32 protein-coding genes are annotated in these 26255 nt (G+C 58.6%); 18 read left to right on the top strand and 14 right to left on the bottom strand.

The window, feature by feature from the left end; translation table 11 throughout:
• Positions 1-15: 15 nt before the first annotated feature.
• Both FBY12_RS27800 and FBY12_RS06465 read left to right on the top strand, forming a co-directional pair.
• Positions 16-141 carry a hypothetical protein gene (locus tag FBY12_RS27800; RefSeq protein WP_256663268.1) on the top strand — a complete coding sequence of 42 codons (126 nt, stop codon included), beginning with the start codon at positions 16-18 and terminating at the stop codon, positions 139-141.
• 100 nt (positions 142-241) lie between these two features.
• The gene (locus FBY12_RS06465; RefSeq protein WP_145252128.1) at positions 242-475 is read left to right on the top strand and encodes a hypothetical protein; all 234 of its coding nucleotides are present in this window, start codon (positions 242-244) and stop codon (positions 473-475) included.
• 73 nt (positions 476-548) lie between these two features.
• Here the strand turns inward: FBY12_RS06465 and FBY12_RS06460 are convergent, their stop codons facing one another.
• Both FBY12_RS06460 and FBY12_RS06455 read right to left on the bottom strand, forming a co-directional pair.
• Entirely contained in the window at positions 549-2054 is a 1506-nt protein-coding gene (locus tag FBY12_RS06460; RefSeq protein WP_371927388.1) for a methyl-accepting chemotaxis protein, read from the bottom strand.
• Positions 2055-2571: 517 nt separating this feature from the next.
• Positions 2572-2853 (bottom strand): hypothetical protein, encoded by a 282-nt coding sequence (locus FBY12_RS06455; RefSeq protein ID WP_145252124.1) that lies wholly within the window; start codon positions 2851-2853, stop codon positions 2572-2574.
• A 200-nt stretch (positions 2854-3053) separates the two neighbouring features.
• Here FBY12_RS06455 and FBY12_RS06450 point away from each other — a divergent pair, with 200 nt between their 5' ends.
• The 3 genes from FBY12_RS06450 (at position 3054) to FBY12_RS06440 (ending at position 6268) form a co-directional block, all read left to right on the top strand.
• Positions 3054-4562 (top strand): catalase, encoded by a 1509-nt coding sequence (locus FBY12_RS06450; protein WP_145252121.1) that lies wholly within the window; start codon positions 3054-3056, stop codon positions 4560-4562.
• A gap of 57 nt (positions 4563-4619) precedes the next feature.
• Positions 4620-5183: a cysteine hydrolase family protein gene (locus FBY12_RS06445; protein ID WP_145252119.1), complete on the top strand. Its 564-nt coding sequence runs from the start codon at positions 4620-4622 to the stop codon at positions 5181-5183.
• Positions 5184-5317: 134 nt separating this feature from the next.
• A complete protein-coding gene (locus FBY12_RS06440) occupies positions 5318-6268 on the top strand; it encodes an AraC family transcriptional regulator (RefSeq protein ID WP_145252117.1) in 951 nt (316 codons plus the stop codon).
• An 18-nt stretch (positions 6269-6286) separates the two neighbouring features.
• On the opposite strand, the gene FBY12_RS06435 is transcribed toward FBY12_RS06440, so the two are convergent.
• A complete protein-coding gene (locus FBY12_RS06435) occupies positions 6287-6685 on the bottom strand; it encodes a helix-turn-helix transcriptional regulator (RefSeq protein WP_092280406.1) in 399 nt (132 codons plus the stop codon).
• 214 nt (positions 6686-6899) lie between these two features.
• Here FBY12_RS06435 and FBY12_RS06430 point away from each other — a divergent pair, with 214 nt between their 5' ends.
• The 4 genes from FBY12_RS06430 to FBY12_RS06415 all read left to right on the top strand — a co-directional run bounded on the left by FBY12_RS06430 (position 6900) and on the right by FBY12_RS06415 (position 10891).
• On the top strand, positions 6900-7724 hold the full coding sequence (locus FBY12_RS06430) for an alpha/beta fold hydrolase (protein WP_145252115.1): 825 nt from the start codon (positions 6900-6902) through the stop codon (positions 7722-7724).
• 237 nt (positions 7725-7961) lie between these two features.
• Positions 7962-9092 carry an alkene reductase gene (locus tag FBY12_RS06425; protein WP_145252113.1) on the top strand — a complete coding sequence of 377 codons (1131 nt, stop codon included), beginning with the start codon at positions 7962-7964 and terminating at the stop codon, positions 9090-9092.
• Between the two features lie 97 nt (positions 9093-9189).
• Positions 9190-10155 carry a LysR family transcriptional regulator gene (locus FBY12_RS06420; RefSeq protein ID WP_145252111.1) on the top strand — a complete coding sequence of 322 codons (966 nt, stop codon included), beginning with the start codon at positions 9190-9192 and terminating at the stop codon, positions 10153-10155.
• A 94-nt stretch (positions 10156-10249) separates the two neighbouring features.
• Positions 10250-10891, top strand: a complete 642-nt coding sequence (locus tag FBY12_RS06415) for a hypothetical protein (RefSeq protein ID WP_145252109.1) — start codon at positions 10250-10252, stop codon at positions 10889-10891.
• A 38-nt stretch (positions 10892-10929) separates the two neighbouring features.
• Here FBY12_RS06415 and FBY12_RS06410 read toward each other — a convergent pair whose 3' ends face one another.
• Both FBY12_RS06410 and FBY12_RS06405 read right to left on the bottom strand, forming a co-directional pair.
• On the bottom strand, positions 10930-11370 hold the full coding sequence (locus FBY12_RS06410; RefSeq protein WP_145252107.1) for a TspO/MBR family protein: 441 nt from the start codon (positions 11368-11370) through the stop codon (positions 10930-10932).
• Positions 11371-11516: 146 nt separating this feature from the next.
• Entirely contained in the window at positions 11517-12107 is a 591-nt protein-coding gene (locus FBY12_RS06405; protein ID WP_145252105.1) for a TetR/AcrR family transcriptional regulator, read from the bottom strand.
• A gap of 166 nt (positions 12108-12273) precedes the next feature.
• On the opposite strand from FBY12_RS06405, the gene FBY12_RS06400 reads away from it, so the two are divergent.
• The 3 genes from FBY12_RS06400 (at position 12274) to FBY12_RS06390 (ending at position 14372) form a co-directional block, all read left to right on the top strand.
• Positions 12274-13014, top strand: coding sequence for an SDR family NAD(P)-dependent oxidoreductase (locus FBY12_RS06400; protein WP_145252102.1), 741 nt, complete (start codon positions 12274-12276; stop codon positions 13012-13014).
• Between the two features lie 54 nt (positions 13015-13068).
• Positions 13069-13563, top strand: a complete 495-nt coding sequence (locus FBY12_RS06395) for a nuclear transport factor 2 family protein (protein ID WP_145252100.1) — start codon at positions 13069-13071, stop codon at positions 13561-13563.
• A gap of 80 nt (positions 13564-13643) precedes the next feature.
• Entirely contained in the window at positions 13644-14372 is a 729-nt protein-coding gene (locus FBY12_RS06390) for an SDR family oxidoreductase (RefSeq protein ID WP_121732066.1), read from the top strand.
• Between the two features lie 16 nt (positions 14373-14388).
• Here FBY12_RS06390 and FBY12_RS06385 read toward each other — a convergent pair whose 3' ends face one another.
• Positions 14389-15279, bottom strand: coding sequence for a bestrophin family protein (locus tag FBY12_RS06385; protein ID WP_092280420.1), 891 nt, complete (start codon positions 15277-15279; stop codon positions 14389-14391).
• 501 nt (positions 15280-15780) lie between these two features.
• Here FBY12_RS06385 and FBY12_RS06380 point away from each other — a divergent pair.
• Both FBY12_RS06380 and FBY12_RS06375 read left to right on the top strand, forming a co-directional pair.
• On the top strand, positions 15781-16149 hold the full coding sequence (locus FBY12_RS06380) for a DUF6124 family protein (protein WP_145252098.1): 369 nt from the start codon (positions 15781-15783) through the stop codon (positions 16147-16149).
• A 71-nt stretch (positions 16150-16220) separates the two neighbouring features.
• Positions 16221-17552: a hypothetical protein gene (locus tag FBY12_RS06375; protein ID WP_145252096.1), complete on the top strand. Its 1332-nt coding sequence runs from the start codon at positions 16221-16223 to the stop codon at positions 17550-17552.
• Between the two features lie 247 nt (positions 17553-17799).
• Here FBY12_RS06375 and FBY12_RS06370 read toward each other — a convergent pair whose 3' ends face one another.
• The 3 genes from FBY12_RS06370 to FBY12_RS06360 are packed head-to-tail and all read right to left on the bottom strand — an operon-like array spanning position 17800 to position 19797.
• A complete protein-coding gene (locus FBY12_RS06370) occupies positions 17800-18300 on the bottom strand; it encodes a MaoC family dehydratase (RefSeq protein WP_121731986.1) in 501 nt (166 codons plus the stop codon).
• A gap of 15 nt (positions 18301-18315) precedes the next feature.
• Complete coding sequence (panB, locus tag FBY12_RS06365; RefSeq protein ID WP_121731985.1) at positions 18316-19158, bottom strand: 3-methyl-2-oxobutanoate hydroxymethyltransferase; 843 nt, start codon at positions 19156-19158, stop codon at positions 18316-18318.
• A gap of 21 nt (positions 19159-19179) precedes the next feature.
• Positions 19180-19797, bottom strand: a complete 618-nt coding sequence (locus FBY12_RS06360; RefSeq protein ID WP_145252094.1) for a LysE family translocator — start codon at positions 19795-19797, stop codon at positions 19180-19182.
• A gap of 147 nt (positions 19798-19944) precedes the next feature.
• Between FBY12_RS06360 and FBY12_RS06355 the strand changes: the two genes are divergently transcribed.
• Entirely contained in the window at positions 19945-20397 is a 453-nt protein-coding gene (locus tag FBY12_RS06355) for an Lrp/AsnC family transcriptional regulator (protein ID WP_121731984.1), read from the top strand.
• Between the two features lie 345 nt (positions 20398-20742).
• Here the strand turns inward: FBY12_RS06355 and FBY12_RS27635 are convergent, their stop codons facing one another.
• A complete protein-coding gene (locus FBY12_RS27635) occupies positions 20743-20916 on the bottom strand; it encodes a hypothetical protein (protein ID WP_178111726.1) in 174 nt (57 codons plus the stop codon).
• 210 nt (positions 20917-21126) lie between these two features.
• Between FBY12_RS27635 and FBY12_RS06350 the strand changes: the two genes are divergently transcribed.
• On the top strand, positions 21127-21393 hold the full coding sequence (locus tag FBY12_RS06350; RefSeq protein WP_256592719.1) for a hypothetical protein: 267 nt from the start codon (positions 21127-21129) through the stop codon (positions 21391-21393).
• A gap of 59 nt (positions 21394-21452) precedes the next feature.
• Here the strand turns inward: FBY12_RS06350 and FBY12_RS06345 are convergent, their stop codons facing one another.
• The 4 genes from FBY12_RS06345 to FBY12_RS06330 all read right to left on the bottom strand — a co-directional run bounded on the left by FBY12_RS06345 (position 21453) and on the right by FBY12_RS06330 (position 24083).
• Positions 21453-21884 carry an ester cyclase gene (locus FBY12_RS06345; protein ID WP_256663267.1) on the bottom strand — a complete coding sequence of 144 codons (432 nt, stop codon included), beginning with the start codon at positions 21882-21884 and terminating at the stop codon, positions 21453-21455.
• 115 nt (positions 21885-21999) lie between these two features.
• Positions 22000-22395 carry a nuclear transport factor 2 family protein gene (locus FBY12_RS06340; RefSeq protein WP_145252092.1) on the bottom strand — a complete coding sequence of 132 codons (396 nt, stop codon included), beginning with the start codon at positions 22393-22395 and terminating at the stop codon, positions 22000-22002.
• A gap of 54 nt (positions 22396-22449) precedes the next feature.
• Positions 22450-23070: an NADPH-dependent F420 reductase gene (locus FBY12_RS06335; RefSeq protein ID WP_145252090.1), complete on the bottom strand. Its 621-nt coding sequence runs from the start codon at positions 23068-23070 to the stop codon at positions 22450-22452.
• Positions 23071-23144: 74 nt separating this feature from the next.
• Positions 23145-24083 (bottom strand): SDR family oxidoreductase, encoded by a 939-nt coding sequence (locus tag FBY12_RS06330; RefSeq protein WP_145252088.1) that lies wholly within the window; start codon positions 24081-24083, stop codon positions 23145-23147.
• Positions 24084-24290: 207 nt separating this feature from the next.
• On the opposite strand from FBY12_RS06330, the gene FBY12_RS06325 reads away from it, so the two are divergent.
• Both FBY12_RS06325 and FBY12_RS06320 read left to right on the top strand, forming a co-directional pair.
• The gene (locus FBY12_RS06325; protein ID WP_145252086.1) at positions 24291-24746 is read left to right on the top strand and encodes a helix-turn-helix domain-containing protein; all 456 of its coding nucleotides are present in this window, start codon (positions 24291-24293) and stop codon (positions 24744-24746) included.
• A gap of 136 nt (positions 24747-24882) precedes the next feature.
• Positions 24883-26238, top strand: a complete 1356-nt coding sequence (locus FBY12_RS06320; RefSeq protein WP_145252084.1) for an MATE family efflux transporter — start codon at positions 24883-24885, stop codon at positions 26236-26238.
• The last annotated feature ends 17 nt before the right edge of the window (positions 26239-26255 follow it).

The following is a 26255-nucleotide window of genomic DNA, read 5'->3' as shown; positions in this document are numbered from 1 at the left end:
AACAGGAGCTATTTGATGAAAAAGCTATACGTAAGCCTGGGTTTTTGCAGTTTGTTCATGCTGCACGGTTGCTTCGACAACTCGAACAACGAAACCAAGGACAACACCGACGGCACCAAATCCTCCGTGCAGATGCAATAGGGCAAGGCTGACGAGAGCAAATAACTGATCGCTCACCGATGAAGATCACATCGAAGCGGCCCACGACGGATCGTGTACAACAAGAAAAAGGGTGATCGCGATGAATTGTCTGATTTGTGTCGGTGCCGCCCAGCGCATCCTGTGCGACGGCCCTTGGGAAGAAAGAGATTGCCCGGATTGCGGGCGTTATCGGGTCTCCGATGACTTGATTCTGGCCCTGATGGATCAGGGCCAGATTTTCGACGTCGCAAAGACTCGAGGCTGGCTCGACACTCGGCGCGTAGAGGGCGCGGTGCCTTCGATTGAAGTGCATCAGGCGTTGCTGGTGTCTTGATCAACCACCGCACTCGACCCGTTTACGCGCATAACCTGTGGTTGGCGCGCGGTCCGGATCGCGGCGGCAAGATTTATCGATTAAAGCGCTCAACCAATGAATATTGGGTTTTGGCCGTATCGGTCAATTCCTTGCTCAATTCGGCCGAATGCCGCGCCTGTTCGGACGTCTGATCGGCCAGAGTGGCGATGGTGGTGATGTTGCGGCTGATTTCCTCGGCGACTGCAGTTTGCTCTTCGGTCGCGGCGGCGATCTGCGTGGTCATGTCGGTGATATTGGCCACGGCTTCACTGATGCCGACCAACGCCTTGTCCGCTTCGAGCACCCACGCCACGCCTTCTTCAGCCTGACGATGTCCGCTTTCCATGGTTTTCACCGCGTTGTTCGATGACACCTGCAACTTGGAAATCAGGCTGTGGATCTGCGCGGTGGACTCGGTGGTGCGTTGCGCCAACTGGCGCACTTCATCGGCAACCACGGCAAAACCCCGGCCCATGTCGCCCGCGCGTGCGGCTTCGATGGCGGCGTTCAGCGCCAGCAGATTGGTCTGGTCGGCGATGCCTTTGATCACGTCAACCACGGTGCCGATTTCGTTGCTGTCCTTGGCCAATTGCGCGACCGTCGCCCCGGTTTCCCCGACCACTACCGACAGACGCTGAATCGCCTCGCGGGTGTCGCGCGCAACTTCGCGTCCACGCCCGGTCAGCACATTAGCTTCCTGAGTGGCGTCGGCGGTGCGTTGCACGTGGCTGGCGACTTCCTGGGTGGTCGCGGCCATCTGATTGACCGCCGTCGATACTTGCTCGGTTTCGACGCGCTGGCGTTCCAGCCCGCGCGAACTGTCGGCGGCCAGACCGTCAGAACGCCCGGCCAATTGATTCAATTGCTCAGCGGTGTCCTGCAGGCGCGTCAGGCAGGTCTTGAGCCGCGAAGCCTGGCTGACGAACGCGGTTTCCAGCCGTGCCTGCGGGCCGCGTTCGTCGCTGTACATTTTCGCCAGCAAGGCATCGGAGGTGGATGCTTCGGCCATGTCCAGCAAACGCAACGCGCCTTGATTCTGCTGGCGCGAAACGAACAGACCGATCGGCACCGACACCGCAACTGCCAGCGCGATGGCTGGCGCCATGCCCAGATAAGCGCCGCCCAAGGTGCCCACCAAACCCATGGCCAAAACCGGCAGCGAAGCGAGCAGGGCGGGTTGCCATTTATCGCCAACCGGCACGGCGGATTTGCCCAGGCTCAGGCGTTTATACAGCGCTTCAGCGCGGCGGATTTGTTCGGCAGTCGGTTTGACCCGCACCGACTCATAACCCACCACCTGACTGCCTTCAAAAACCGGCGTGACGTAAGCGTTGACCCAATAATGATCGCCGGTTTTCGAACGGTTCTTGACGATGCCCATCCATGGTTTGCCCAGCTTCAGCGCGGCCCACATATGGGCGAACACGGCCGAGGGCACATCCGGGTGGCGGACGATATTTTGCGGCGCGCCGATCAGGTCAACTTTGTCGAAACCGCTGATGTCGACAAACGCATCGTTGCAGTACGTGATGACGCCTCGTGCATCCGTGGTCGAGATGAGTTTTTGTTGAGGTCCGAGGCTGACCTCGCGCTGCGTGACGGGTTGATTGTTTCTCATCAGTATTGCTCCTATGCCCTGAGGTAGAGACATCGGCCGCAATGCTGGAAAGGTGAGCGGTTAGCGCTGAATAGAGGTGCTGTGTGTCGGAAAACTGTTCTGCGCGAGGTGTTTTCTCGCAATCGCCAGCCGCACCGGATGCCTGTTTCAGTCACCGCTGTCGAATTTTTTGCAGATCCCATCCAACTCATCCCACGGATCACACCGCTGCTGCGCGCGCCCGCAGCCGGGGGAATGGGCGAACGCGGCGGGGCGCTCGACTTCGGGTTGCCGGGCGTGGCAGGTCCGGCACCAGACGACCCCGTTGGCTATTCGCCAGCGTGAATTCCAGTCCATCAAGTCCTCACTCGCCGTCATCACACACCTTCCTCAACCTGAATCTATATAGGGTTGATTGGCAGGCTCGGGTGAGGTTCCAGTTTTTTGCGGCGCCGCGCTCAAACTCAGCGCTTTTCGGCTAGTTCTTGCACTTGGCCAAGACCACTTGGCAGGTTTTCGGCGTACCACCCGAGCGGCTGGCGTAACGGAAGCAGTTATCCAGGGACTTTTTACGCGCCATGTGCAAACTGTCGCCCCAGGCCAAACCTCCTTCGCCGGCCGTCGGCACGGCTTTGGCATAGCAGCTTGAGCCCTGCGTCGAGCTTGATCTGCTCGAACATCCCGCCGTCAGCGTTAGGCTGATGACGATCAGGCAGGGCAGGCGCCAGGACGAGCACTGCCGCGCAGTTTTTCCAATCATCTCGTTCCCCAAAATGTGTGAGGCCGTGTGGCTGGTCTATTCAGATTAGCCGTTATTGCGTCCGAGCCTACGCACGAGATTGCGCCCATCAACCCCGCGCGCGACGCCCGACTATTTGCCGTTTTTACGTAGTCCGGCGCTGGGGATTCTCGGATCATGCGTTCGCTTCAACTGAGTCCTTTCCGTGAGAGGTCGCCCACATGAACGATAAAAACCTCACCCACGCCACCGGCGCCCCGGTGATCGACAACCTTAACAGCCAGACCGCCGGGCCGCGCGGGCCGGCGTTGTTGCAAGACATCTGGCTGCTGGAAAAACTCGCCCATTTCGACCGCGAGGTGATCCCCGAACGGCGCATGCACGCCAAGGGCGCCGGCGCCTACGGGACGTTCACCGTGACCGCCGACATCAGCCATTTCAGCAAGGCCAGCTTGTTTGCCGACATCGGCAAGCAAACCCCGGCATTCGTGCGTTTTTCCACGGTGGCCGGCGAACGCGGGGCTGCCGACGCCGAGCGCGATATTCGCGGTTTTGCGGTCAAGCTCTACACCGATCAAGGCAACTGGGACATCGTCGGCAACAACACGCCAGTCTTCTTCTTCCGCGACCCGCTGCGTTTTCCCGACCTCAACCATGTGGTCAAGCGCGATCCGCGCACCGGGCTGCGGTCGCCAACCAATAACTGGGACTTCTGGACGCTGCTGCCCGAGGCGCTGCATCAGGTCACGATCATCATGAGCGATCGCGGCATCCCCAGCAGCTACCGGCACATGCACGGTTTCGGCAGCCATACGTTCAGCCTGATCAACGCGCAAAACCAGCGCGTGTGGACCAAGTTCCACTTCGTGTGCCAGCAAACAATAGCCAACCTCAGCGACGGCGAAGCGGCGGAAGTGGTCGGCGCCGATCGTGAAAGTCATCTGCGCGACTTGTACGAAAGCATCGAAAGCGGCGACTTCCCGCGCTGGAAGTTGTGCATTCAGACCATGACCGAAGAGCAGGCGCGCACGCATCGGCACAACCCGTTCGACCTGACCAAAGTCTGGCCGCACGGCGAATACCCGCTGCAAGAGGTCGGCATTCTCGAACTCAATCGCAACCCCGAGAACCATTTTGCCGAGGTCGAGCAAGCTGCGTTTTCCCCGGCGAATATCGTCCCCGGCGTGAGTTTTTCGCCCGACAAAATGCTCCAGGCGCGGCTGTTTTCCTATGGCGATGCGCAACGTTATCGCCTCGGGGTCAACTTCAATCACATCCCGGTCAACGCGCCGCGCTGCCCGTTCCACAGTTATCACCGCGACGGCGCCATGCGCACCGATGGCAACCTCGGCTCGACGCTGTCGTATTACCCCAACAGCTTCGGCGAATGGCAGGACCATCGGCAGTTGCACGAACCGACCTTGCCGCTCGACGGCGATGCCGGGCACTGGGACCAGAGCCTCGTCGAGGACCATTACGAGCAACCCGGCAAGCTGTTTCGCCTGATGACCTCGCTGCAACAACAATTGCTGTTCGACAACACGGCGCGGGCCATGGGCGATGCGCCGCAGCTGATCAAACAGCGACACATCAACAACTGTGCAAAAGCCGATCCGGCCTACGGCGCCGGCGTGGCCAAAGCCTTGAATCTGAGCCCGAGCACGGTCGCAGCCGAAGCCGAAGCCCAAGCCGAGACTGAGACCGAGACCGACTTGCGCAGCGTTCTTTGAATTCACCTGGCCCTCGTTAACCCGTCAACCCGTCAATCCGTTACGTGGAGAACACTCATGAGCAGCAGCGATTCCAACAAAAAAGCATTGGTGGTCGTCGATATCCAGAACGACTATTTCCCCGGCGGCCGCTGGGCGCTTACGCAGGTCGAGGAGGCCGCCGCACAAGCCGCGCGGGTCATCGAGCGGTTTCGCGAGCGCGGTGATCTGGTGGTGCATATCCGCCATGAATTCAAGGACGCCAACGCGCCGTTCTTCCGCCCCGGCAGCGAAGGCGCGCAGATCCACCAAAGTGCGAAAAACCGTCAGGACGAGCCGGTGGTGCTCAAGCATTACATCAACTCGTTCCGCGAAACCGAGCTCAAGGACATCCTCGATCAGCACGGCATCAACGAAGTGGTGGTGGTCGGTAACATGAGCCACATGTGCGTCGACGGCATGACCCGCGCGGCGGTGGATTTCGGCTACACCACCACCGTGCTGCACGATGCCTGCGCCACGCTGGACATGGAGTTCAACGGGGTCAAGGTGCCCGCCGCGCAGGTACACGCGGCGTTCATGGCGGCACTCGCGTTCGGCTACGCGCCGGTCATTTCCACCAGCGAATACCTGGACCGTTGATCCATTGAAAACGGCGGGCGGATGGGCGGCATGGGCCGTCGCCTGGCCTGCCGTTTTCGTCGTCTATGCTGATGACCTGGACCGAACTGGCATGGAGGCTGCCGTCTGCTGTCCGGGATGATTGAGGTGCGTCGATGGTGCAGTTGATCTGCTCGGAATTCGATGAGTTCGAAGAGGCGTTATACGGCGTGCAGGGCCGATATGTGCTGCGCACGCGGCAGCAGCGCGATTGGCAACTGAACGTCGTCGACCTCAATGGCGTGGCGCTGATGAGCGGCCGCGAGGGCGCCGGCACGGTCTACACCGGGATCGGCCTGCCAGGTTACTTCAATATTTTCGTGCCGCTGACCGCGCATGAGTCGACCGTGGTCGACGGCCATGCCTTCAACCGTCGGCGGGTCGGCTGGATGGTGCCGAACGCGATGTTCCACATCAACGCGAAGAGCCCGGCGAGTTGGCTGACGGTGGCGATGTCTTGCGAATTGGTGTTGCGCTGGGCGGCGATGCGCGAGGACGAATTCGACTTCTCGCTGCTGCATCGCAACCTGGTGAGCAATGCCCAGCGCCACCTCGGGCCATTGTTATGGCTGGCGCGGCGGCTGTTTCACATCGACGCCCACGCACCGCAAGCGCTGCACACCGACGCGGCGGAGCAGGCCGCGCGCACCGAGGTGATGGACGTGGTGTTTCGCCTGTTGCTGCCGGTCGATCCGGTGCACGCGGCGCCTCGCCACAACCGCGACCACAAAGACATCCTGCGCCGCGCGCTGGAACTGCTCGACACCCTGGACATCCAGTCGGTGTACACCGAAGACATTTGCCAGGCGACCTGCGCGTCAGAGCGCACGGTGCGCAATGTTTTCAACGAATACCTCGGCATGAGCCCGCATCGCTATTTGATGATCCGCCGCTTGCACGCGATCCGCGCAGCCATCCGCCACGCCGGGCCGGAGGACACCATCACGCACATTTGCGCACGCTTCGGCGTGTGGGATTTCGGTCGGTTCGCCAGCCTCTATCGACAGTATTTCGGCACGCTGCCCGCGCAATCGCTGAAAGCCGCCAAGGCCTTGAACCACTTATAGCCAGCCTCACGGCCCGCTTCACAGCAAGGTCCGCAACAGGGTTTTGCTCGGGTATTCGCCGAACAATTGATGGTAATCGGCGGCCATCCGCCCGCTGTCGGAGAAGCCAAAGCGCAGGGCGATCTGGCTGACCGTTTGCGTCGTCGGATTGGCGATCGACAACGCCGCACGCACCAGGTGCAAACGACGAACATGCAGATAACGATTAGGCCCGACGCCGAACACTTCCTTGAAAATCGAGCGCAAGGTGCGCTCGCTGACCCCGGCCTGGCGGCACAGGTCAGACAGGCGAATCGGTTGCTCGTCGGCGCCTTGCAGCAGCGCCACCACCCTGGCGATGCTGGCCTGACGCTTGGCCTGCTGCCAGTTGATGCGAGGGCTGGTTGCGGTCGCAAGTGCAGGGTCCGGTGTGTTCATGTCGGCGCGTTATCTGCCTTGATTGACTTGCTCAAGCGTGGCGCCGAGCGCGAAACGGCACTACGTAAAACAGGCAAATTTGCAGCGGTTGTTGTCGGCGCAACTTGCCGATTTTACGTAGTGGGCTGCCGCTGTATCTCACCATGCTGTGGCAGTTAATTGCCCGACACCACGCCATGAACATCCGCCATAACTCCCAGGGAGTGCAAAAACCATGAGCACCTTCACCACCCAAGACAACGTGGAAATCTATTACAAGGATTGGGGCAGCGGCCCGGTCGTGGTGTTCAGCCACGGTTGGCCGTTGAACGCCGACAGTTGGGAAGCGCAGATGTATCACCTGGCCGCCAACGGCTTTCGCTGCATTGCCCATGATCGGCGCGGGCATGGCCGCTCCAGTCAGCCGTGGGACGGCAATGACATGGACCATTACGCCGACGACCTCGCGCAGTTGCTCGACCACCTCGACGTCACCGACGTGACGCTGTTCGGTTTCTCCACGGGCGGCGGCGAAGTGGCGCGGTACATCGGTCGTCACGGCACCGCGCGGGTGAAAAAGGCCGGGCTGATTTCGGCGGTGCCGCCGCTGATGGTCAAGACCGAAGCCAACCCCGGTGGCCTGCCGGTGTCGGTGTTCGACGGCATTCGCCAAGGATTGCTGGCCGACCGCTCGCAGCTGTTTATCGACATCCCGAGCGGGCCGTTCTTCGGTTACAACCGGCCCGATGCCAAGCCGTCGCAAGGCGTGATCAATGCCTGGTGGCTGCAAGGCATGCTCGGTGGCCACAAAAACACCCACGACAGCATCAAAGCGTTCTCCGAAACCGACTTCACCGAGGACCTGAAAAAGTTCGACGTGCCGACATTGATCATCCATGGCGACGACGATCAAATCGTACCGATCGACGCGGCGGGACGCGCCTCGGCGAAATTGATCAAGGACAGCCAACTGATCGTCTACGAAGGCGCGCCGCACGGCATCACCGACACGCACAAGGAACGGCTGAGCGCAGACCTTTTGGCGTTCGTGCAGTCCTGAAGATACAGCTCGATTGGTATCAAACGAAGCCGCTTACCCAGCGGCTTCGTTGTTGTCACCGTTACCGTCAGCGTTGCTAAAAAAGCAATAGTCATTTGCGATTCAGGCGGATTGTGGCTCTGCGTGCCTCCAGTTAGCATCGACGCAACTTCAACATTCAGCCCTTACCAGGTGAGTTCGAGGCGGCGTAATCGGCCTTGCTCACAGCTTTCAATCCACTTATTCGCAGGTACTTAAATGTCGAAACTCTTCGAAGACTTCAACATGGGCGACATCACGCTGAACAACCGCGTGGTCATGGCGCCGCTCACCCGATCCCGCGCCCCGAACGACGTCGCTGACGAGCGCATTGCGCTGTATTACGCGCAACGCGCCACCGCCGGTTTGATCGTCAGCGAAGGCACGCCGATCTCCCGCGAGGGCCAGGGTTACCTGTTCAACCCGGGCATCTTCAGCGCCGAGCAAATCGCCGGATGGCGCCTGACCACCGACTCGGTGCACGCCATCGGCGGCAAGATGTTCGCGCAACTCTGGCACGTCGGTCGCGTTTCGCATCCGTCGATTCAGGAAGGTGGAAAACTGCCTGTGAGCGCATCCAGCAAACGCCCGGTGGGCGCGACGGCGTTCGGTTATGACGCCGATGGCCAACCCGCACTGGTGGAACCGCCAGCGCCGCGTCAGCTGAATACTGAAGAGGTTTCTCGCATCGTCGGTGAGTTTGCCCAAGCGGCGCAAAATGCGATTGAAGCCGGTTTTGACGGCGTGGAAATCCACGGCGCCAACGGTTATCTGCACGAGCAGTTTCTCAATCCGCTGGTCAACGACCGCACCGACCAATACTCCGCTGCCGAGCTGGACAACCGTCTGCGCTTCACCTTGGAAGTGATCGACGCCGTAGTCGCCCGAGTCGGCGCCGGGCGCGTCGGCATTCGCGTTTCGCCTTACGGGCAACTCTTCGACATGCCGTGGTACCCGCAAATCGACGAAACCTACACCGCGCTGGCCGCCGAAATCGGCGCGCGCAAACTGGCCTACGTGCATGTGATGGACCAATCCGGGTTTCCGGCGCCGGGCACCGAAGATGCCGGTGGCGGCCCAACGGATGCGTTTATGAATCTGCTGGCGGCGATGAAATCCAGGCTGGCGCAAACTGCCCTGATCCTCGCGGGCGGCATGACGCGCGCTCGCGCAGAAGACCTGATCAACGACGGCATGATCGACCTTGCCGCGTTCGGCACGCCGTTCATCAGCAACCCGGACCTGGTCGCACGCCTGAAAAACAACTGGCCGCTGACCGAAGCGCAACGCGCAACCTTCTACGGTGGTGGTGCAGAGGGTTACATCGACTACGCCCCGCATCAGGACTAAGCGCCGGATCTTTGCTGGCCTGAGGTATCGACAGCCGTTACATTTGTAACGGCTGTTTTGCTGTGTCCGCCGAAAAACTTCCTGATGAGAGTTGCCCATGCACCTGAAAGCGCACCGCTACTTTGCAATGGTTGCCGTGACCGGCAGCTTCACTGCGACGGCGCGGCATTTCCAGGTGCCGGCCTCATCGGTGTCGCGTTTTATCGCCGCGCTCGAACGCGAGGTCGGCCAGCAACTGCTGTACCGCAACACCCGCGCGGTGAAACTCACTGATGCCGGCGAGCGCTATTACCTGCAAATCCGCGACGTGCTGGAATTGCTCGACGCCGCCGACGAAGAAATCATGGGCAAGGGCGCCGAAGCAGGTGGCCTGGTGCGCATCAACGCGCCGGTAGCGTTTGGCAGTTTGCACATCGTCAAACTGCTTAATGGCCTCTACGACAAATACCCGAAACTGACCGTGGAACTGACGGTCACGGATGCCTATATCGACCCGATTCAGGAGGGCGCCGACCTCATTTTTCGCGTCGGTCATCTGCAGGATTCCGGTTTGATCGGCCGCAAGATCTGCGATCAGCAATACGTGCTGTGCGCCAGCGCCGACTACTTGAAAAAACACGGCAAACCGAGCTCGCCGCAAGACCTGAAAAACCACGCCTGCCTGGTCTACAAAGGTACCGGCGGCGCCCAGCGCTGGTTTTTCCGCGCGCCCGGCGACGGCCAATCCGGCAGTGAGCATGTCGAAATCATCGATGTGCACGGCCCGCTGCGCAGCAACAATGCCCAAGTGTTGGTGGAAGCGGCGCTGGCGGGGCGGGGAGTGGTGTTTTTTCCGTCGTGGTTGTTCAGCCGCGAAAGCTTCGTCAATCAGCAACTGATTCGGCTGTTGCCGGAGTGGCAAGGCTCGGTGGAGCAGTCGCCGAGCCAGATACATTTGCTCTCGCCGGAGAATCGCTTGCGTTCACAGAAGGTGCGGGTGGTGTGGGATTACTTTCTGCAGGCGATTGGCACGCCGCCGTATTGGGATGATTTGGGTGATTGTACGGTCCGGAAATTAGATTAGTGATGATGGAGGCTCAAAAATTTCTAATCTGCTACTGTCACTGGGGTACAAACAAGGTGGTTGCAGGATATTCATCAATAACAGGGAAGATAAAATGGACGTTGCGTTAGTTATAAAAGTGATTCTTGCATTGGCAGCTATGGCCGGTGTGGCAAAAATAATTTATGAGTTTTCCGCAGGGGGCAAACTTCGTTTAAAAGACGAGTACCGTTTTGCCAAGGAGTTTTTGAATGAGCTCAGTTCTAATGAAAAGCTCCACCATCTCGCCATCGAACGTGGGTATTACGCACTTGCGGGCACATCATCCATCAAGGTTTCAGAGATCAAGTACTTGATTTCATTAACCAGTCCTGACAGACGACTCAAGGATTATGTGCTTTCCAGGAAATATGTTGAGCTGAAACAGCAAAGCAACAGGATTGAATTTCGAGATAAATACAAGAGCGGGTTTTCAAGGGTTTGGAGAAAGATCGTGTTTGTTTCTGTGTACTTCGTGGGCTCTTGTTTGGCTTTTTCTCCATTGCTTTTGATTAAACCATTTGGGCTCGAGCCGAAGTTCATGCTGCTGATTTTAGTGACCTTACCTTGCTTCGGCTTTTTTGCCGTTGATTCGATGAGAGGGTTTGTCAAAATCGTAAGAGGAGAGGCTCTTGTTAAGGAGCAAGAAGAACACGCTCCATTAATATATGTAAAAACTGAGCACAAGAAGCCCAGCAGCGTTGTAACGCCAGTTTAAATTTGCTTGCGGCGTTCCGAGGGACGCCGCAATTGACCTCAGCGGTTGTTACGCAAAATCGAAAAGTTCAACGCCGCCGCGACGCAGAGCCACCCCAGGTACGGCAACAGAATCAGCCCGGTGATGACGTCCAGGCGCATCGCCAATACCACCATCGCCGCGACCACCAGCCACAGCAACGAGATGATCACCATGCCGGCGAAAATCCGGTGCGCACCGAAAAACACCGGCGTCCACAGGGTGTTCAGCGCAATTTGCGCGGCCCATAACGCCAGCACCTCTTGGCTGCCAGGTATCAGGCTCAAGCGATAACCGGCCCAGGAAATCAGCAGATAAATCGCTGTCCACGCCACGGGAAACAACCAATTGGGCGGGGTGAAGCGCGGTTTGATCAGCGCTTGATACCACGGGCCGGGTTTGAACATGATGCCGGTGCTCGCGGCGGCACCGCAGGCTAGAAGAAAAACAAAAAAAGTCATCGTCTGTCCTTGGCTGAAATCAGCTGTCTGGGATTGAAGCCATGTCGGCCGTCTCAGGGTTGGAGGCCCAGCGCTGCAAAAAGGTCAGGACAAACGCATAGATTTTTCCGTGAGTCGCGGAAAACGCCTGCGACGACCGCCGCCGATCAGCCCTTGGCGGTGGCCAACTCGTGCGCAATCAAACGCCCGGTGGTTTGCGCCACTTCAATCAGGCGTTTGCGCGGCATGCCATTGCAGGCCGATGCCGACAACCCGCGCAACGCCACGCTAATAAAATCGGCGAGCGTCTGCGCATTGTTCGGATGAACCACTTGCAGATAGTCGTGGATAGCCTTGATGCCGCCATCGGCAAGCGTTTCGGCCATGCTGCGGGCGGTTTGATCGTCGGCGCGCAGGCCTTCGGTAATCATGCAGCCGCGCAGCGTGTTGTCCCTGCCGTACTGCTTGGCCGCCGCTAACAGCAACGCAGCCAGGGCTTCGGCTGGCGGTCGATCCGGCGCCAGCAACTTGTCCAGCGGCAGCGCATTTTCACTGGCGTAGCGCTGCATCGCGCGTTCGAACAGCTCGGCTTTGCTGCCATAAGCCGCGTAAAAACTCGGTGGCTTGATGTCCATTGCTTCGACCAGATCCGTCAGGCTCACGGCATCGAAGCCACGCTCGTGGAACATCGCCTGAGCGATGGCGACGCCCGCTTCTCTATCGAAGGCGGGACGGCGTTGGCGGAGCTTGTCGTTCATGGTGACCTCATCGATTAGGCCAGCAGTGTAGCGAGCGCTACATATCAGAGCAATTACCAGCCATCCACAGAAACTCTATGTAGCGATCACTAAATATCTTGCATCCTGGCTTGGCGCTATGTAGTGTCCGCTAAATAAATTTATCGGCACACATAGGAAAATCAGCATGCAATTTCAAGACAAAGTCGCACTCGTTACTGGCGGAGCCTCGGGTTTGGGCCTGGCCATTGCGCAGGAACTGGCCGGGCAGGGCGCTCACGTAGTGATTACCGGTCGCCGCCAGGCGCAGCTCGACGAAGCGCTGGCCAGCCTCGGTGATAACGCCAGCGCAATCGCGGCGGATGTTTCGATTGGCGCTGACTTGGACGCCTTGTTCAGCCAGATCAAGGCGCGTCATGGTCGCCTGGATGTGTTGGTCGCCAACGCCGGGGCCGGCGAACTGGCGCCGCTGGGTGAAATCACCGAAGCGCATTTCGACCGCGCCTTCAACACCAACGTCAAAGGCGTGACCTTCACCGTGCAAGGGGCGCTGACGCTGATGGGCAAGGGCGGCAGCATCGTGATCATCGGCTCCACCGCGTCGATCAATCCCGGCCCGGGCCTCAGCGTGTACGGCGCGACCAAAGCCGCGTTGCGTGCCTTGGTGCGCAGTTGGGTGGTGGACATCAAAGGGGCCGGCGTGCGCATCAATCTGCTCAGCCCCGGCCCGGTCGATACGCCTTCGTTGCGCAACTTGCTCGCCGAACACGCGCAGGAAGTCATTCAGTCACTGAGCGAAAAAAGCACCCTGGGGCGCATCGGCCAGGCGCATGAAATCGGCCAGGCAGTGGCGTTCCTCGCCAGCGATGCCTCGAGCTACATCAACGGCGTCGAGTTGTTTGCCGACGGCGGCGCCTCGCAGATTTGAGTCACCACGACTCGACAACAGATTCCCGAAACGCTTTTACCTGGAGCAACAGCCATGAATGACAGCAGCCACACCCCGGATATCGTCGCGCGACTGGCGGCCGAAAGTGCAATTCATCACCTCCACGCCACGTACATTCATCGCCTCGACAGCGGTGATTTTGCTGGCGTCGCCGAGGTTTTGCAGCATGCGGTGATCCACGTGCTCGGCACCGAGGCTTCTACGCTGGAGGGGCTTCTGGGGTTTTTCGAAGCCGGTTTGCAAGTCCACGCGGATGGCACGCCACGCACCTGGCATTCGATTACCAATGTGCTGATCGACGTAGATCCGTCGGGCGTAACGGCCAGTTCGGCCAGTTATTACACGGTGCATCAGCAGATTGACGGCTTCCCGTTGCAGCCGATCTGCGCCGGCAAATACCTCGACCAGTTCGAACGCCACTACGGCCAGTGGCGCTTCAGCCGCCGCGAGGTGACGCTGCGTTTTGCCGGCGATCTGCAACACCACGTCAAAGGCGCGCAACGCGACGCTGTGGCGCACACCGCGTAACAGCAAAAAGTACGGCGCATGCTCGCTTGTTTTAAACAGCGTGCATGCGCGGTCGGTTTTCTCCCAAACAAGGGCTCAACATGACGAACAAACGACAGGCGCTGGTCACGGGCGCCAATAAAGGCATTGGTCTTGCCATCGCCAAAGGCCTCGCCGAGGCTGGGTTTTGCGTGTGGCTCGGCGCGCGCGACCGGGTGCGAGGCGAGCACGCGGTCGCCGGTTTGCGCGAGCTGGGCCTCGACGCAAAGCTGTTGGTCATCGACGTTGCGGATGAAGCGAGTGTGAATCACGCCGCCGCGTTACTTGCCGGCGAAATCGATGCGCTGCAGGTGCTGGTCAACAACGCGGGGATCGCCGCAGACATGAGCAAGGCGCCCAGCGAGGTGCGCATGCAGGACATGAAAGCGGTTTTTGAGGTCAACCTGTTCGGCCCCGTGCGCGTGACCCAGGCGTTTCTGCCACTGCTGAAGGCTGGCGACCGCGCACGTATCGTGATGATGAGCAGCGGCGTCGGTTCGCTCGCGTTGATCACCGACCCGACGTCGATTTATTCCAGCGTCAACCTGCTGGATTACACCGCGTCCAAGGTCGCGCTGAACGCGGTGACCGTGGCATTCGCAAAAGAACTGCAGCCGTTGGGTATTAAAGTCAACGCGGTCGAGCCTGGCCACGTGCGCACCGATTTGAACGGCAATTCCGGGGTTTTGACGCCGCAGGAGGGTGCAGCGACAGCGCTCAAGTTCGCTTTGATTGGAGATGACGGGCCCACCGGTGGCTTCTTTGGCAGCCATGGCCGCCAGCCTTGGTGACAGCGATGAAAACGGCTCAGCCAATCCGGTCATTGCCCAATGAATCACGCTGCATCGATTGCAGGTTTTTCTCGATGGTTTCGCAGATCGCTTCCATTTGGATTTGATGTTCGCTTGAGCGAAACGGGCTTTGCAGGTCGGTGCCGATGCGTTCGATGGCCAACAGCATGAAACCGACCACGGTTGAGGCCAGCGGGGTGAACCAACCCAGCGACTCGACGAGGCCGACGGGAACGATCAGGCAGAACAGCGAAATAAACAGCCGTGGAAAGTAAACGTAAGGGTAGGGCAGCGGCGTATTGGCGATCCGCTCCATGCCGCCCTGGCTGTTGGACAGTTCGACAAGCGTCGATTCCAGCCGCGTGAGGCGAATGCTGTCGAGCCGCCCGGCCTTGTATTCCAGGGCCAGCAGGGCGGCCGAGCCATTGAGCACGTCGTTGGCAAAGTTGTTGGTGGTGGCGCTGCGGGCGAACTCTTCGGCCGGGATAAATGCGCGAACCTCGTCAGGGCACGGCTCGCCCTTCAGGTGCGCGGCCAGGCAGTTCACGTAGGCGACGTGGCGACGCACCAGCGTCGACTTCATCGGGTTGATTTCGCCGTCGGTGTCGTCGAGCAATGTCAGCACTTGCCGGGTAAAACTGCGCGAATTGTTGACCATCGAGCCCCACAACGTGCGGGCTTCCCACCAGCGGTTGTAGGCGCTGCTGTTGCGAAAACTGATCAGCACGATCAGCGCCGAACCCAGCAAAGTCAGGGGCATCAGCGGCAGGTTGATCTTGGTGTTGAGGAACAACATGTAGTCCATGGTGACCGCGATGTCCCACAGCAGCAGCCAGAACAAGGCCCAGCCGACATAGCCCATGGTTTTGATCATCAAGCGGTATTTTTCAACGATGGCAGCTTTCAAACAGGAACCTCGCGGCGAGCGGTAAGCATCAAGACCCTAGCTCGGACGCGGTTTGGTGGCGAAAGGTTCGCGATTGACTGTAATCAGAGATGTCGGTCGTCAGGTTTTTCGAGGTCTACAACGGGGCTGGTGGCTGTTTGCTGGCTTCTAAACATGTTTAGTGGGATCTGTTTGGCGACACCCGTTGAAACGTCCTGAAGACTACAAAACCTTGTGCCTTTGCCTACGGTTAAGACAGAATCCGCCGGCTTGTGCGCCTCGCTCTTGAGCCCTATCGTTTGCCTGCCACTGCTCATCAGTGGTCGGGTTTAGTAGCTCGAGAGTTTTATCAAGATGCATAAGCCCCATCCTTTCAGGTGTTGCCTGTTTTTGATGGTGGTTGTGCGCAGGGCGCTCTCGAGCGCGCCGGTTTTGATAATCCTCCCGGTCTACTAACCTGCGTACAGCCGCCACCCTTCTTTTAGTAGGGAAAGGTTGTGGCTCTAATTGTGGGTTATCAATATGTTCAAAGTAACGCCGAATCCCCCGAATACCGGTCCAGTACCTTACGACGCCTCTTTCGATCTTGATCCCGCAAAGATGAAAGTCGCGGCAGACCGCGCGCTCGAGTACTACCTCAATCCCGGGGCGACGAAAACGCAGATAGCGCCACGCAAACCCAGCAACATTTTTGCCATCGACGCAGACGCGGACGACGAGACCTTACTCGTTGATGCGTGTGATGCGTTGGCCTCCGCCAGCATCATCGTCAACGACATGGTTGGCTTGACGGACAACCCGCGACGGCAAGCGCTGCTGGTGCTGCAACGGGTAATCACGATGGGCGAGTTAGCGGTCAATCGGTTGCTGGATAACCACAAGCCTGGATAATTCAGGCCGGTGAGGGGGCTTGCTCCCTCACTACAGAATTGACGGATCAAGAAACGAAAAGGAATTTGCTGATGACACTCAAGGACTTTTATCAATCAGTTTTGCGTAAGTTTTATTCCATGGCGGCTTCTTTGCGGTCGCGCAAGACACCGAAGTTCGAGGAGTTTGACGTACAGTCCGCCATTCATGCGGTGTGTTCCGCAGACGATGCGTCGGACGCTTTTGAAATCTTCAAAGAAAACCTCGAGATTCTGCGTGATTGGCGGATTTTGTATGCCTGCACCGATGACAGAGGCTCCTTCAAGATTGCCAGGCGCAGTTTCGGCGCGAACGGAATTGTCTCGACCGCCATGCGCGGGCGTTCGCTGATAGTTCTGGATAAAGAGTTTGCAACGTCGACCGCGCCAATCAGCTACCCGATAGGTTATGGCGTTTACGCGGACTCCAACGTTGCGACCTTCATCATGAAAGCGTCCTACGGCGTCTCCAAATCGAAGGACTTGCCTGCATTCATTTCCGGTATTCGAGAAGTGTTAACTCTGCAGGATCTGAAAACGCTCAATCCGTTTTATTACTTGTGGGAATGCCAAAGAAGTTGGGGCGCCAAGACCCACGCGGCGTGCCGGGAAAATCTGGCGGCCATTATCGCGATGCATGACGATGACGATCCCCTGGGCGAGGGATGGAGCGAAAGGTTTCTGAGTCGCCATCGAGAAAAGTCGGAGTTGGCGGCGGACAAGATGATCGCAGCTTTCCTGACCGACGCACTGGCCGAGGAAACAGCGTCCAGATTGCTGTTGATCGAGGCGATGATTGTTCGCACAAAAATCATCGATGGCGCCTCGACAAAATCACCCGCGCACAAGCTCGTCGAACTCATAAAGTTCATGTGCGAAGAGCTGCACACCGTCATGGTCAGAGAACTGCGGATCTGCTCGGATATCCTTTTCAAAGGGAAAACCGGCTTGACCAAAAAACTCAACTCTATTGAAACCAAAAAGAAAGCGAACGCCGTATTGCAGGGCTGCGTCTGGGACGTGTTCATGTTGAGAATAATGGATGACATGGTCACCCCTAAAGGCCTGCCGCTTGGCGCTGCCTATATTCCGACGCTGGTTTCCATGGATGGCGACGTCACGGACATTATCCAGATGACCGAGCTGCGGGCACTGGCCCTGTGCAGGAAAACCGGCAGGGCGTTTCCGTTTTTGGATGTGCAGTTAGAGGATTGGTTGATCGAGCGCATCGGGATGAAAAGGGCGCAAGAGCTGAGACCGCTGTTCGAGCAGGGCGGCTTTGAAGCCCGAGCGAAAAACCGCAGCCTGGAACGCGTGAAGGAAATAGCGCTGCGCGACCGGAATCGCCTTCTCCCTGCACAATCGCCTGCCAGCCAAGCCGGGTAGAAGCAACCCCGGCCAACAGGGTCAACCCCAACCCCTGTAGGAGCTGAGCTTGCTCGCGATGGCGTCGGGTCTGACACAACCGCGTTATCGTTCATCGCGGGCAAGCCTCGCTCCCACGGTGTTAAACCCAATCCCTGTGGGAGCTGAGCTTGCTCGCGATGGCGTCGGTTCTAACACAACTGCGTTATCGTTCATCGCGAGCAAGCTTTGCTCCCACGGTGTTTGGGCTGATGCATCGCGTTACCGTTCATTGCGAGCAAGCCTCGGTCCCACGGGTTTGTGCGCCGTTGGTTGGGTCGCCCTCGGACAGCATCTGTGTCAGGCATTCGCGTTCCTGCGGGCCGGGTAGTACGCCGCTGGTTTTTGCCACCAGCACCGTGACACCTTGCGCATTGACTACCCGAACCTCGGCTGTCGCGTGGCCGCGTTCATCGATGTGCGCGATCAACCAATCACATTGCAGCTGTTCGCCCGCGTAAACCGGCCTTTTGAACTCAAAACTCATTCCTTTAGCCAACCAACCGATCTGCCCGCCAATTTCGGTGACCAGGCTGGCGGTCATCAAGCCGTGGGCAATCGGTGCATCGAAACCGCGCACGGCTGCGTATCCCGCGTGGCAATGAACGGGGTTGTAGTCGCGAGACAGTGCTGCGAACTGACGAATATCTTCGTCCGAAAAACAGCGCTTCACGGTGAAACTGTCTCCAGCCTTGAGGCCTTCAGCGGCGCGTTCTCTCAGGCTTTTCATTACACAATCCTCGGGCTAAAAAGTATGTTCGGGACCGGGGAATATGCCCGCGCTCACATCATCGGCAAAATCCTTCGCCGCGTTGTGCAGCACCGAACGCAAGTCGGCGTATTGCTTGACGAAGCGAGGCAGGCGACCGTTGCGCAAACCGGCCATGTCCTGCCAGACCAGCACTTGGGCATCGCACTGGTTGCCGGCGCCGATCCCTACCGTTGGAATTGAAACGGCCTCCGTGATCGCGCGGCCGACGTCGCCCGGCACCATTTCGATCAAAATGGCGAACGCACCCGCCGCTTCGAATGCCTTGGCGCTATCGATCAAGCGCTGCGCGTCCTCGCCTCGGCCCTGAACACGATAGCCGCCCAACTGATGCTCCATCTGCGGCGTGAAGCCGATGTGCGCCATCACTGGAATACCCGAACGGCTGAGCTTCTCGACCTGAGGCAGCATCTCGATCCCACCTTCGAGTTTGACCGCGTGCGCCCCGGCTTCTTTCATGAAACGCACGGCGGTGTGGAAGCACTGCTCGGCGCAGGCCTGATACGAGCCGAAAGGCAAGTCGGCAATCACCAAGGCCCGCTGCGTCGAACGGCTGACCGCGCGAACCAGGGGGATCAGTTCGTCAACGGTGATCGCAAGCGTCGATTCATTGCCATAAACGTTGTTCGAGGCGGAATCGCCCACCAGCAACACCGGTATTCCGGCCTCGTCAAAAATCGCCGCGCTATACATGTCATACGCGGTGAGCATCGCCCATTTCTGACCCTGTGCTTTCATCTGTTTCAGGTGCGGGATGCGCACTCGCGCCGCCGGTTGTACTTGGGGCGCGCTGCCATACGGTGAAGGCTGATCACTCATGAATGCGGTCTCGAAGATGGATTAACCGAGCATCTGCCCGGCAAGCAAAGCGATGGCGATGATAATCATGGCGGCGCCGGAACAACGGCTGACCCATTGCGCCGCTGTCGGGCGTGTGCGCAGCACCACCTGCGAACCCAATCCGACCAATAGATAAATCACCCCGCAACTGAACGTGTGGATCAGGCCCAGCACAATCATTTGCATTGGCACCGGCCAAGGCGCGGCGGCGTCGGCGAACTGCGGCAGTAATGCCAGAAACAACAGGAACACTTTCGGGTTGAGCCCGCTCACGCAAAGTCCTTTCAGCGCCCAACGCTGCCATGACCCGGTCAGCTGACTGCGGTCGGCGTGAGGTGTGGCGGGGTAAACGAACATGTTGAATCCCAGCCACAGCAGATACCCCGCCCCAGCAATCGTCAGCACGGACAGGGCCAGCGGATGATTGGCTACCAGCGTGCCGACACCAGCGGCGACGACCAGTGTTGCGATCAAGTGCCCCGACAATAATCCTGCTACTGCCGGCATGACCACGCGACCCTTCAATCCGGCAGAAATGGCGTAGGCCCAGTCGGCCCCAGGGGTGATCACAAACAGAATAGAAACGGCCCAGAAAGCAACAAACATGCTCAATGTCATGATGCTGCCCGCCGTGTGTGAGGGGTTACCGCGTTAGACATCGTCCGGCTCCAAGCATTATTGGTGCGAGGAAGAATAGTGAAATGTTGTTAGAATTTATTTTCAAAGATGCTCATTGGACCGATTAAAACGGGGAGATTCTTCCAAATGGACAGGATTGATCGAAAAATTCTTTCTGAGCTGCAAAAAGATGGGCGCCTTTCGGTCACCGACTTGGCCGAGCGCGTGGGGTTGAGCCTTTCCCCTTGCCATCGTCGGGTAAAGGCGCTGGAAGAGTGCGGAGTGCTGCTTGGCTACCGAGCGCAATTGGACCCCGGCGCATTGGGCTTGAATTTTTCCGCGATGGTTTTTGTCACCTTGCGCGAGGGTGACAGGCAGGCCGTCGAGGCCTTTGAAACGGCGCTGGTCGACATCCCGCAGATCGTCGACGCGCAACGATTGTTTGGCGAGCCGGATTATCTGTTGCACGTGATTACGCAGGATTTGCCGGCGTTTCAAAGGCTCTACGATGACAGCCTGTCGACACTGCCCAATGTCCAGCGTTTGACCTCGACGCTCGTTATGAAACGGGTGATTCAAGATCGGCCGCTGCCGGTGTAGGCGCGATTGCGGTTGTTACTTCTTTAGCCGCACTCACCAATCCATCCAGCCAATCCTGATGGGCATTGATCATTTGTGGGTTGGGTGTTCGGGCTGATGCATCGCGTTATCGTTCTTCGCGGGCAAGCCTCGCTCCTACAGGGGTAAACCCAACCCCTGTGGGAGCTGAGCTTGCTCGCGATGGCGTCGGTTCTGACACAACTACGTTATCGTTCTTCGCGAGCAAGCTTTGCTCCCACGGTGTTTGGGCTGATGCATCGCGTTATCGTTCTTCGCGGGCAAGCCTCGCTCCTACAGGGTTAAACCCAACCCCTGTAGGAGCTGAGCTTGCTCGCGATGGCGGTATCAGCGTTTCAGCGCATTGCACTCGTTGCGCAAGTCGCTGTTGCTGATGGTGCTGCAACTTTCGCCTTTGGTTTTGGCGTAGCAATAAGTCCGTTGGTCGCTGTCGCTTATGCTGCTGCAACTGGCGTGGGCGTAACCGCTCAGCATCAATAACACCGCAATGATCAGTCTCATCTACCGCTCCATTGGCGTCAGGTCTGCCTGACGCTGATTATTCCAAAATGATGTTGTGTCGCACCGTGCAATCAAATTGACATCGCGGTTTTGATTAGTTCCGACAGCAAAAAAATTGAACCGCTTTTCGACGCGCTCGCCTAATGATCAGCTTGTGAATATTTGCGCAGGCAATTTGCCAATATCGGCATTTTCCGAGAGGTGATCAACGTGGCTAAAGACGACAAGAAGAGCAAAGACGACGCTTCGAAAGCCAGCAAAGAACTGAAGGACAAAAAGTCCTCGCCGGCGAAGAAATCAGCCGCAGCCTCGGCTCTTTCGAAGTCTTCCGAAAAGAAAGACAAGAAGGACAAGGAAGATAAGAAGGACAAGAAAAAAGACGCCGAACCAAAGAAATCTGCAAAAAAAGCTGATAGCAAGCCCGAGAAGGCCAAGAAATCAGAGAAGGCAGACAAACCGGCTAAAAAGAAAAAGTGACACCTGCTGTCAGCTAGGGCTTTACGCCCTAGCTTCTTCACAATGCGATGCTTTCCTCATCAACTGTCGGCAAGGCCAAGTTGCTGCTGCATTACGGAAGCAGCGTTGTAGCAGTTGAAGGAGATGACTTTGCCATCCTCAAGATGAAAAACGTCACAGCACGGGATATCTATTTTCTTGCCAGTCTGTGGGACAGTCCCTGAGGCAATTATCAGGTCACCGGTATGCGTCCCCCGGATTGCGAGTTCCACGACGACAACGTCCTGCGCCACATAGACGTTGAACAGTTCGCGGTGGACATCGGGAAACGCATCGGCGAATGCGTCGATAGCCTCGCCAATAGCCTGTCCCTGCAGTTTCGTTCCGGTCGGTATGTCGCACATATAGCCTCGTTCCGAGAAGAACGAGACGAACTTCGCGACGTCTTTGCCGCTTCCTTCTGCGGCTGCGTACAGTTTTCTGACGATTTCTTCATTGTTGTAAAACATCATCAATCCTCCGCGTAGTGGGTTACCGACGCACTTGGCGTCGTTGTCGCTGTTCTACGTATTCGCTGAGTTGCGAATTTTTCGGTTGGTCACAATGGCGCGAGGCGAGGGCTAACGTTCAACTCGCGGCCCGAGCCAGTGCTTGTGTGTCGATATATTCACGGATGTGCGTCAGCTTTCCATTTCGCACGGTGATGGCGAAGACCCAATCGTCTTCCCATGTTTTGTTCGTCGACTTGATTTTGCCTTTGGCGTAGCCGACGACCAGAACCCGGTCGCCCTGGGCGATAAATTCGCGGGGTTCCATGAGTGAGGTTTCCATGGTTGCGGACTGCGTTTCAAACAGTTCTAACAGTCCCGCATGACCGCGGCGGGTGCCGGCCAACGGCCAGTTCTCACCCGGAATGATCCACTCGATATCTTCGGCCGACAGCGCCAACAAACCTTGCATATCTCCGCGGCCGAGGGCTGCGAACGCATCTTTCACAAGCTGCACATTCTCTTGCACGTTCATTGAAATCTCCCGTTTCGCTCACTGCTGATCCAAGCGCTGCCGAGTGTCGGCGACTCAGCCGATTTCGACGTTCATGGCAATGTCCCAAGTACCGGCGCCGTTTTTTGCGAGGCCAATCATCATCAAGCCGAGCGCTTCCAGTGTCTGAGCCATGTGCAGGCCGCCGACGTCCAGGGGACGCAGACCGATGCTCTCGATGAAGGTCGAAACGCGCGCTTTCGCCTCGGCATCGTCGGCGGCGATGAACGCGTCAAGGCGCCCATCTTTGGCGAGGACGTGGCCGAACAGCGTGTTGAACGCCTTCACCACGTGCGCGCCGGCGGGAAGGATTTTGGCGATCTCCTGCGCACCCGAACTGCCAGCGGGGGAGACAAGGCCAGTGAGGTCCGGGGAGGCGGTGTTGGTGATGTCGATGATCACTTTGCCGTCGAGCGCGTCTGCGAAATCGGCCACCACCGACGCCGCCCCGGCGTAAGGCACAGCAAGAATCACAATGTCGCCGGCCGGCGCGGCCCCGTACTTGCCCGTGATGGCTGCGGTTGCGAGTTTTTCGGCCAGCGCCTGCGCCTTCGCGGGGTCGCGGCTGATCACCTCAACGGTATGTCCGGCCTTTGCGGCACGCCCGGCGATCGCCGCGGCCATGCCTCCGGAACCAATGATGCTGATAGTGCTCATGTGCAGTCTCCTGGTGAATCGGCAATTTTTCGTTGATGGCCGCCGGGCCCGTTGTAGCTCGGCGGCTGCGCAAATCAGTCGGCGGGGAAGTAATGGCCGTTGTCCAAGTCTTCGAGCAGGCCGGGCTGAGCAGGCTCCCAGCCGAGGGCCTGGCGGGTGATCAGGTTGGATGCCGGAAGGTCCAGCGTGACCAGATTCGCGAGAAAGCCGAAATAGCCCGGCAGCATCAATACGTCCGCCGGAATGCTTACGGCCGGCACGCCCAAGCGGCTGGCAATGGCCTCGGCGATCTCGCGAAAGCGCATGCCATCGCCTTCGATCCCGTGCCAATACTTGCCCGCTGGACTCTTCTCCAGCGCGAGGCGGAACAAACTGGCGAGGTCACGCGCGTGCACCGCCGGCCATACATTTGCGCCGTCTGCCGGATAGCCAATGACACCCTTTTCCTTCGCCAGCCCGATCAGCAGCGGGAGGAAGCCGCTGTCAGTGGTGCTGTGCGCGATGGGCGGAATCCGCACGATCGAACAGCGCACGCCCTGTTCAGCAAGGCCGATCACGGTGGTTTCGACGATATTGCGCACCCGCAAGGTGCCTTTGTAAGGCTCGCCGCCGGGAAGGGCTGGGTCTTCTTCGGTGGCTGGTCGGCTGAGGTTTTCCCAGCCGGGCGAGCCAATGCTTGCTGATACGACCAGGGGTTTTCCGGTCCCAGCCAGTGCTTCGCCATACGCGAGCATGATCTGCCGCTCCGCTTGCGCGACCGCGTCAATTCCGCCAGTGGGAAGCAGGTCCTGGCGGTGCGCGACGTGGATAACGCCGTCAGACTCGGACGCTGCAGCCTTGAGCCCATCGAGGTCGGAGATGTCGCCGCGACGCACCTTGGCGCCAAGTGCGGTCAGTGCCGCTGCAGACTTGTCGGACCGAGCGAGGCCAGTGACCTCGTGACCAGCGGCGATGAGCTCGGGAATGATGTACGAACCGATATGGCCGGTCCCACCAGTGACTAATACGTGCATGTCATGGCTCCGTGTGCGTGAGGTGATGCGCAAAATACCGATACGAGAACGCTCAGCACTGACCGGTAAGGGCAGGTCATGCTTCGGCTATTGGTGCGAGCCGGCGAACTCATTCAACGAGCGATCCATGTTGGTCGAATCACTTGCAAAAAGCAAGTGATCTATCTGGTTTTACTTGCGCCATGCAAGCGATGTTAAGATCGCGCCATGAAGACAACTCTCAAAGACGACTTTCGGTCGCATTGCGCGGTGAACTACGGTGTGGAGATTTTTGGCGACCGGTGGTCGCTGTTGATCATTCGCGACATCGTTTTTGCTGGAAAGAAGACGTATGGCGATTTCCTCAAATCGGAAGAACGAATCGCAACCAATGTTCTGGCGTCCCGTCTTACCTTTCTTGAGGAGCAAGGCGTTCTGTCGAAAGCGCCCAGCCCCGACGACAAGCGCAAGGATTTCTACACCTTGACCGAGAAGGGCCTGGACCTGATTCCTGTGGTGATCAGCATTGTGCTCTGGAGCGCGAAGCATGATTCAAAGTCATACGTGCGGCGTCACGAGGAGTTGGTCGCTCGCTTAAGTCAAAACCCGATACAGGCGAGCGAGGAAATGAAGGCGCTGGTCCGAAATGGCGGCTGCATATTTCCTGAAAGCGTTGCTGAATAGCATGCGGTGAGCAGCCCTCGTATCATCTGCGCCAACCCATACACCCAACAAAATCCCAACCCACGCTTTCAAGCGGTATGCCTTCTGTTCAGCGGCATGCCTGCGCAAGCCGTCGTCTAAACATTCGAGCATCAACATGACCACTTACCATGCCAGGTTCACGGAGGGACCCGTCGGCAGACATGTGTTGAACATGGCAGGCACCAGCGCACTGGGTTTGCTTGCGATTTTCCTCGTCGACATCCTGACCCTGATGTACGTGTCGATGCTCGACGACCAAAGCCTGTTGGCCGTGGTCGGGCTCGGCAAGACGCTGATGTTCATCAACAGTGCTTTTTCCGCCGGCCTGGTAATCGGTGCCGGCGCGTTGCTTTCCGAGCGGATTGGCCGACATGCCTCGCGGTCGCTGGCCCGACTTACCAGCCATATGCTGATCATGGCGCTGGTGCTTTCGAGCACGATTGTTCTGCTGGAATTGCTGCTCGCGCAGCCGCTGGCGCGCTGGCTCGGTGGCGATCTCGCGGTTTACCAGGCGGCGCGGTTTTACCTGTGGACGGTGGTGCCCTCAAGCATTCTGATTGCGGCCACGCAAATGTGCGTGCAAATGCTTCGCGCGCAGGGTCAGGTGAGGCTGGCGCTCGCGGTGTTGCTGGTGGGGGCGGGAACGTTAGCGGTGGCCGATCCGCTGTTTATTTTCGGCCTCGGCATGGGCCTGGAAGGCGCCGGTATTTCCTGTCTGCTGGCAGCGGCTGTGTCGCTGACCCTCGGTCTGGTGTTGGTCAAGCGTCACATCGGTTTGTCGGCGCTGATCAATCTCAAGTTACTGGCGCTGCACACGGGGCGCACCTTGCGCGTGGCACTTCCGGCGATGCTCGGCAATCTGGCCATGCCCGTGGGCATTACTTACCTGATGGTGGTGATGGCGGGCGTGGGCACGTCGGCGCTGGCCGGAATGGCGGTGGTTGATCGCATTCTGCAGTTTGGCTATTGCGTGTTTTTTGCCTTGCCGGCTGCGCTGGTTCCGGTGATCGCGCAGAACCTCGGCGCGGGGTGCGATGAGCGGGTCAAGGCGCTTGTGGTCTTTACCCGCCGCTGCGTCGTCCTTTATGGTGTGGCGCTGTGGTTTTGCCTGGCGGTGGCGGGGCCGTGGATTGCCGATTATTTTCACCTGGTGGACGCGGGGCGAGAGCTGCTTTTGGCGTTCTGTCGGGTCGGCGCCGGGTTGTGGATTGTCTTCGGCCTGGATTTTGTCGCGCAGTCGATGTTCCTGACGATGGACCGCGCCTGGTGGGTGCCGGTGTTCGGTTGGATCCGCGGGACGCTGGGCACCCTGCCATTCGTGTATGTCGGCGCCGATCATTTTGGCGCCAGTGGCGCGGTGTTGGGCATGTGGACCGGCAACACACTGGTGGCGATCGCCGCAATCGTCACGGCGTCAGTGGTCTCGCGGCGTTACTTTGCCCAACGCACGCAGGCGCTTCATCTGCACTGAACCAACACCTTTTCAAC

This window comes from Pseudomonas sp. SJZ131 (genome assembly GCF_007828705.1).
Taxonomy (GTDB): Bacteria; Pseudomonadota; Gammaproteobacteria; order Pseudomonadales; family Pseudomonadaceae; genus Aquipseudomonas; species Aquipseudomonas prosekii.
The sequence above is the reverse complement of the archived record's forward strand: the minus strand, read 5'-3'. Positions and strand labels throughout refer to the sequence as shown.

Coding starts and splice junctions, on each gene's coding strand:
- panB (WP_121731985.1), bottom strand. CDS start 19,158: ATGAGTGATCAGCCTTCACCGTATGGCAGCGCGCCCCAAGTACAACCG.
- FBY12_RS06415 (WP_145252109.1), top strand. CDS start 10,250: ATGGACGTTGCGTTAGTTATAAAAGTGATTCTTGCATTGGCAGCTATG.
- FBY12_RS06435 (WP_092280406.1), bottom strand. CDS start 6,685: ATGAACACACCGGACCCTGCACTTGCGACCGCAACCAGCCCTCGCATC.
- FBY12_RS06345 (WP_256663267.1), bottom strand. CDS start 21,884: ATGATGTTTTACAACAATGAAGAAATCGTCAGAAAACTGTACGCAGCC.
- FBY12_RS06375 (WP_145252096.1), top strand. CDS start 16,221: ATGACACTCAAGGACTTTTATCAATCAGTTTTGCGTAAGTTTTATTCC.
- FBY12_RS06455 (WP_145252124.1), bottom strand. CDS start 2,853: ATGATTGGAAAAACTGCGCGGCAGTGCTCGTCCTGGCGCCTGCCCTGC.
- FBY12_RS06425 (WP_145252113.1), top strand. CDS start 7,962: ATGTCGAAACTCTTCGAAGACTTCAACATGGGCGACATCACGCTGAAC.
- FBY12_RS06370 (WP_121731986.1), bottom strand. CDS start 18,300: ATGAAAAGCCTGAGAGAACGCGCCGCTGAAGGCCTCAAGGCTGGAGAC.
- FBY12_RS27635 (WP_178111726.1), bottom strand. CDS start 20,916: ATGAGACTGATCATTGCGGTGTTATTGATGCTGAGCGGTTACGCCCAC.
- FBY12_RS06465 (WP_145252128.1), top strand. CDS start 242: ATGAATTGTCTGATTTGTGTCGGTGCCGCCCAGCGCATCCTGTGCGAC.
- FBY12_RS06320 (WP_145252084.1), top strand. CDS start 24,883: ATGACCACTTACCATGCCAGGTTCACGGAGGGACCCGTCGGCAGACAT.
- FBY12_RS06400 (WP_145252102.1), top strand. CDS start 12,274: ATGCAATTTCAAGACAAAGTCGCACTCGTTACTGGCGGAGCCTCGGGT.
- FBY12_RS06325 (WP_145252086.1), top strand. CDS start 24,291: ATGAAGACAACTCTCAAAGACGACTTTCGGTCGCATTGCGCGGTGAAC.
- FBY12_RS06390 (WP_121732066.1), top strand. CDS start 13,644: ATGACGAACAAACGACAGGCGCTGGTCACGGGCGCCAATAAAGGCATT.
- FBY12_RS06355 (WP_121731984.1), top strand. CDS start 19,945: ATGGACAGGATTGATCGAAAAATTCTTTCTGAGCTGCAAAAAGATGGG.
- FBY12_RS06445 (WP_145252119.1), top strand. CDS start 4,620: ATGAGCAGCAGCGATTCCAACAAAAAAGCATTGGTGGTCGTCGATATC.
- FBY12_RS27800 (WP_256663268.1), top strand. CDS start 16: ATGAAAAAGCTATACGTAAGCCTGGGTTTTTGCAGTTTGTTCATGCTG.
- FBY12_RS06450 (WP_145252121.1), top strand. CDS start 3,054: ATGAACGATAAAAACCTCACCCACGCCACCGGCGCCCCGGTGATCGAC.
- FBY12_RS06360 (WP_145252094.1), bottom strand. CDS start 19,797: ATGACATTGAGCATGTTTGTTGCTTTCTGGGCCGTTTCTATTCTGTTT.
- FBY12_RS06430 (WP_145252115.1), top strand. CDS start 6,900: ATGAGCACCTTCACCACCCAAGACAACGTGGAAATCTATTACAAGGAT.
- FBY12_RS06420 (WP_145252111.1), top strand. CDS start 9,190: ATGCACCTGAAAGCGCACCGCTACTTTGCAATGGTTGCCGTGACCGGC.
- FBY12_RS06440 (WP_145252117.1), top strand. CDS start 5,318: ATGGTGCAGTTGATCTGCTCGGAATTCGATGAGTTCGAAGAGGCGTTA.
- FBY12_RS06380 (WP_145252098.1), top strand. CDS start 15,781: ATGTTCAAAGTAACGCCGAATCCCCCGAATACCGGTCCAGTACCTTAC.
- FBY12_RS06340 (WP_145252092.1), bottom strand. CDS start 22,395: ATGAACGTGCAAGAGAATGTGCAGCTTGTGAAAGATGCGTTCGCAGCC.
- FBY12_RS06410 (WP_145252107.1), bottom strand. CDS start 11,370: ATGACTTTTTTTGTTTTTCTTCTAGCCTGCGGTGCCGCCGCGAGCACC.
- FBY12_RS06395 (WP_145252100.1), top strand. CDS start 13,069: ATGAATGACAGCAGCCACACCCCGGATATCGTCGCGCGACTGGCGGCC.
- FBY12_RS06405 (WP_145252105.1), bottom strand. CDS start 12,107: ATGAACGACAAGCTCCGCCAACGCCGTCCCGCCTTCGATAGAGAAGCG.
- FBY12_RS06330 (WP_145252088.1), bottom strand. CDS start 24,083: ATGCACGTATTAGTCACTGGTGGGACCGGCCATATCGGTTCGTACATC.
- FBY12_RS06335 (WP_145252090.1), bottom strand. CDS start 23,070: ATGAGCACTATCAGCATCATTGGTTCCGGAGGCATGGCCGCGGCGATC.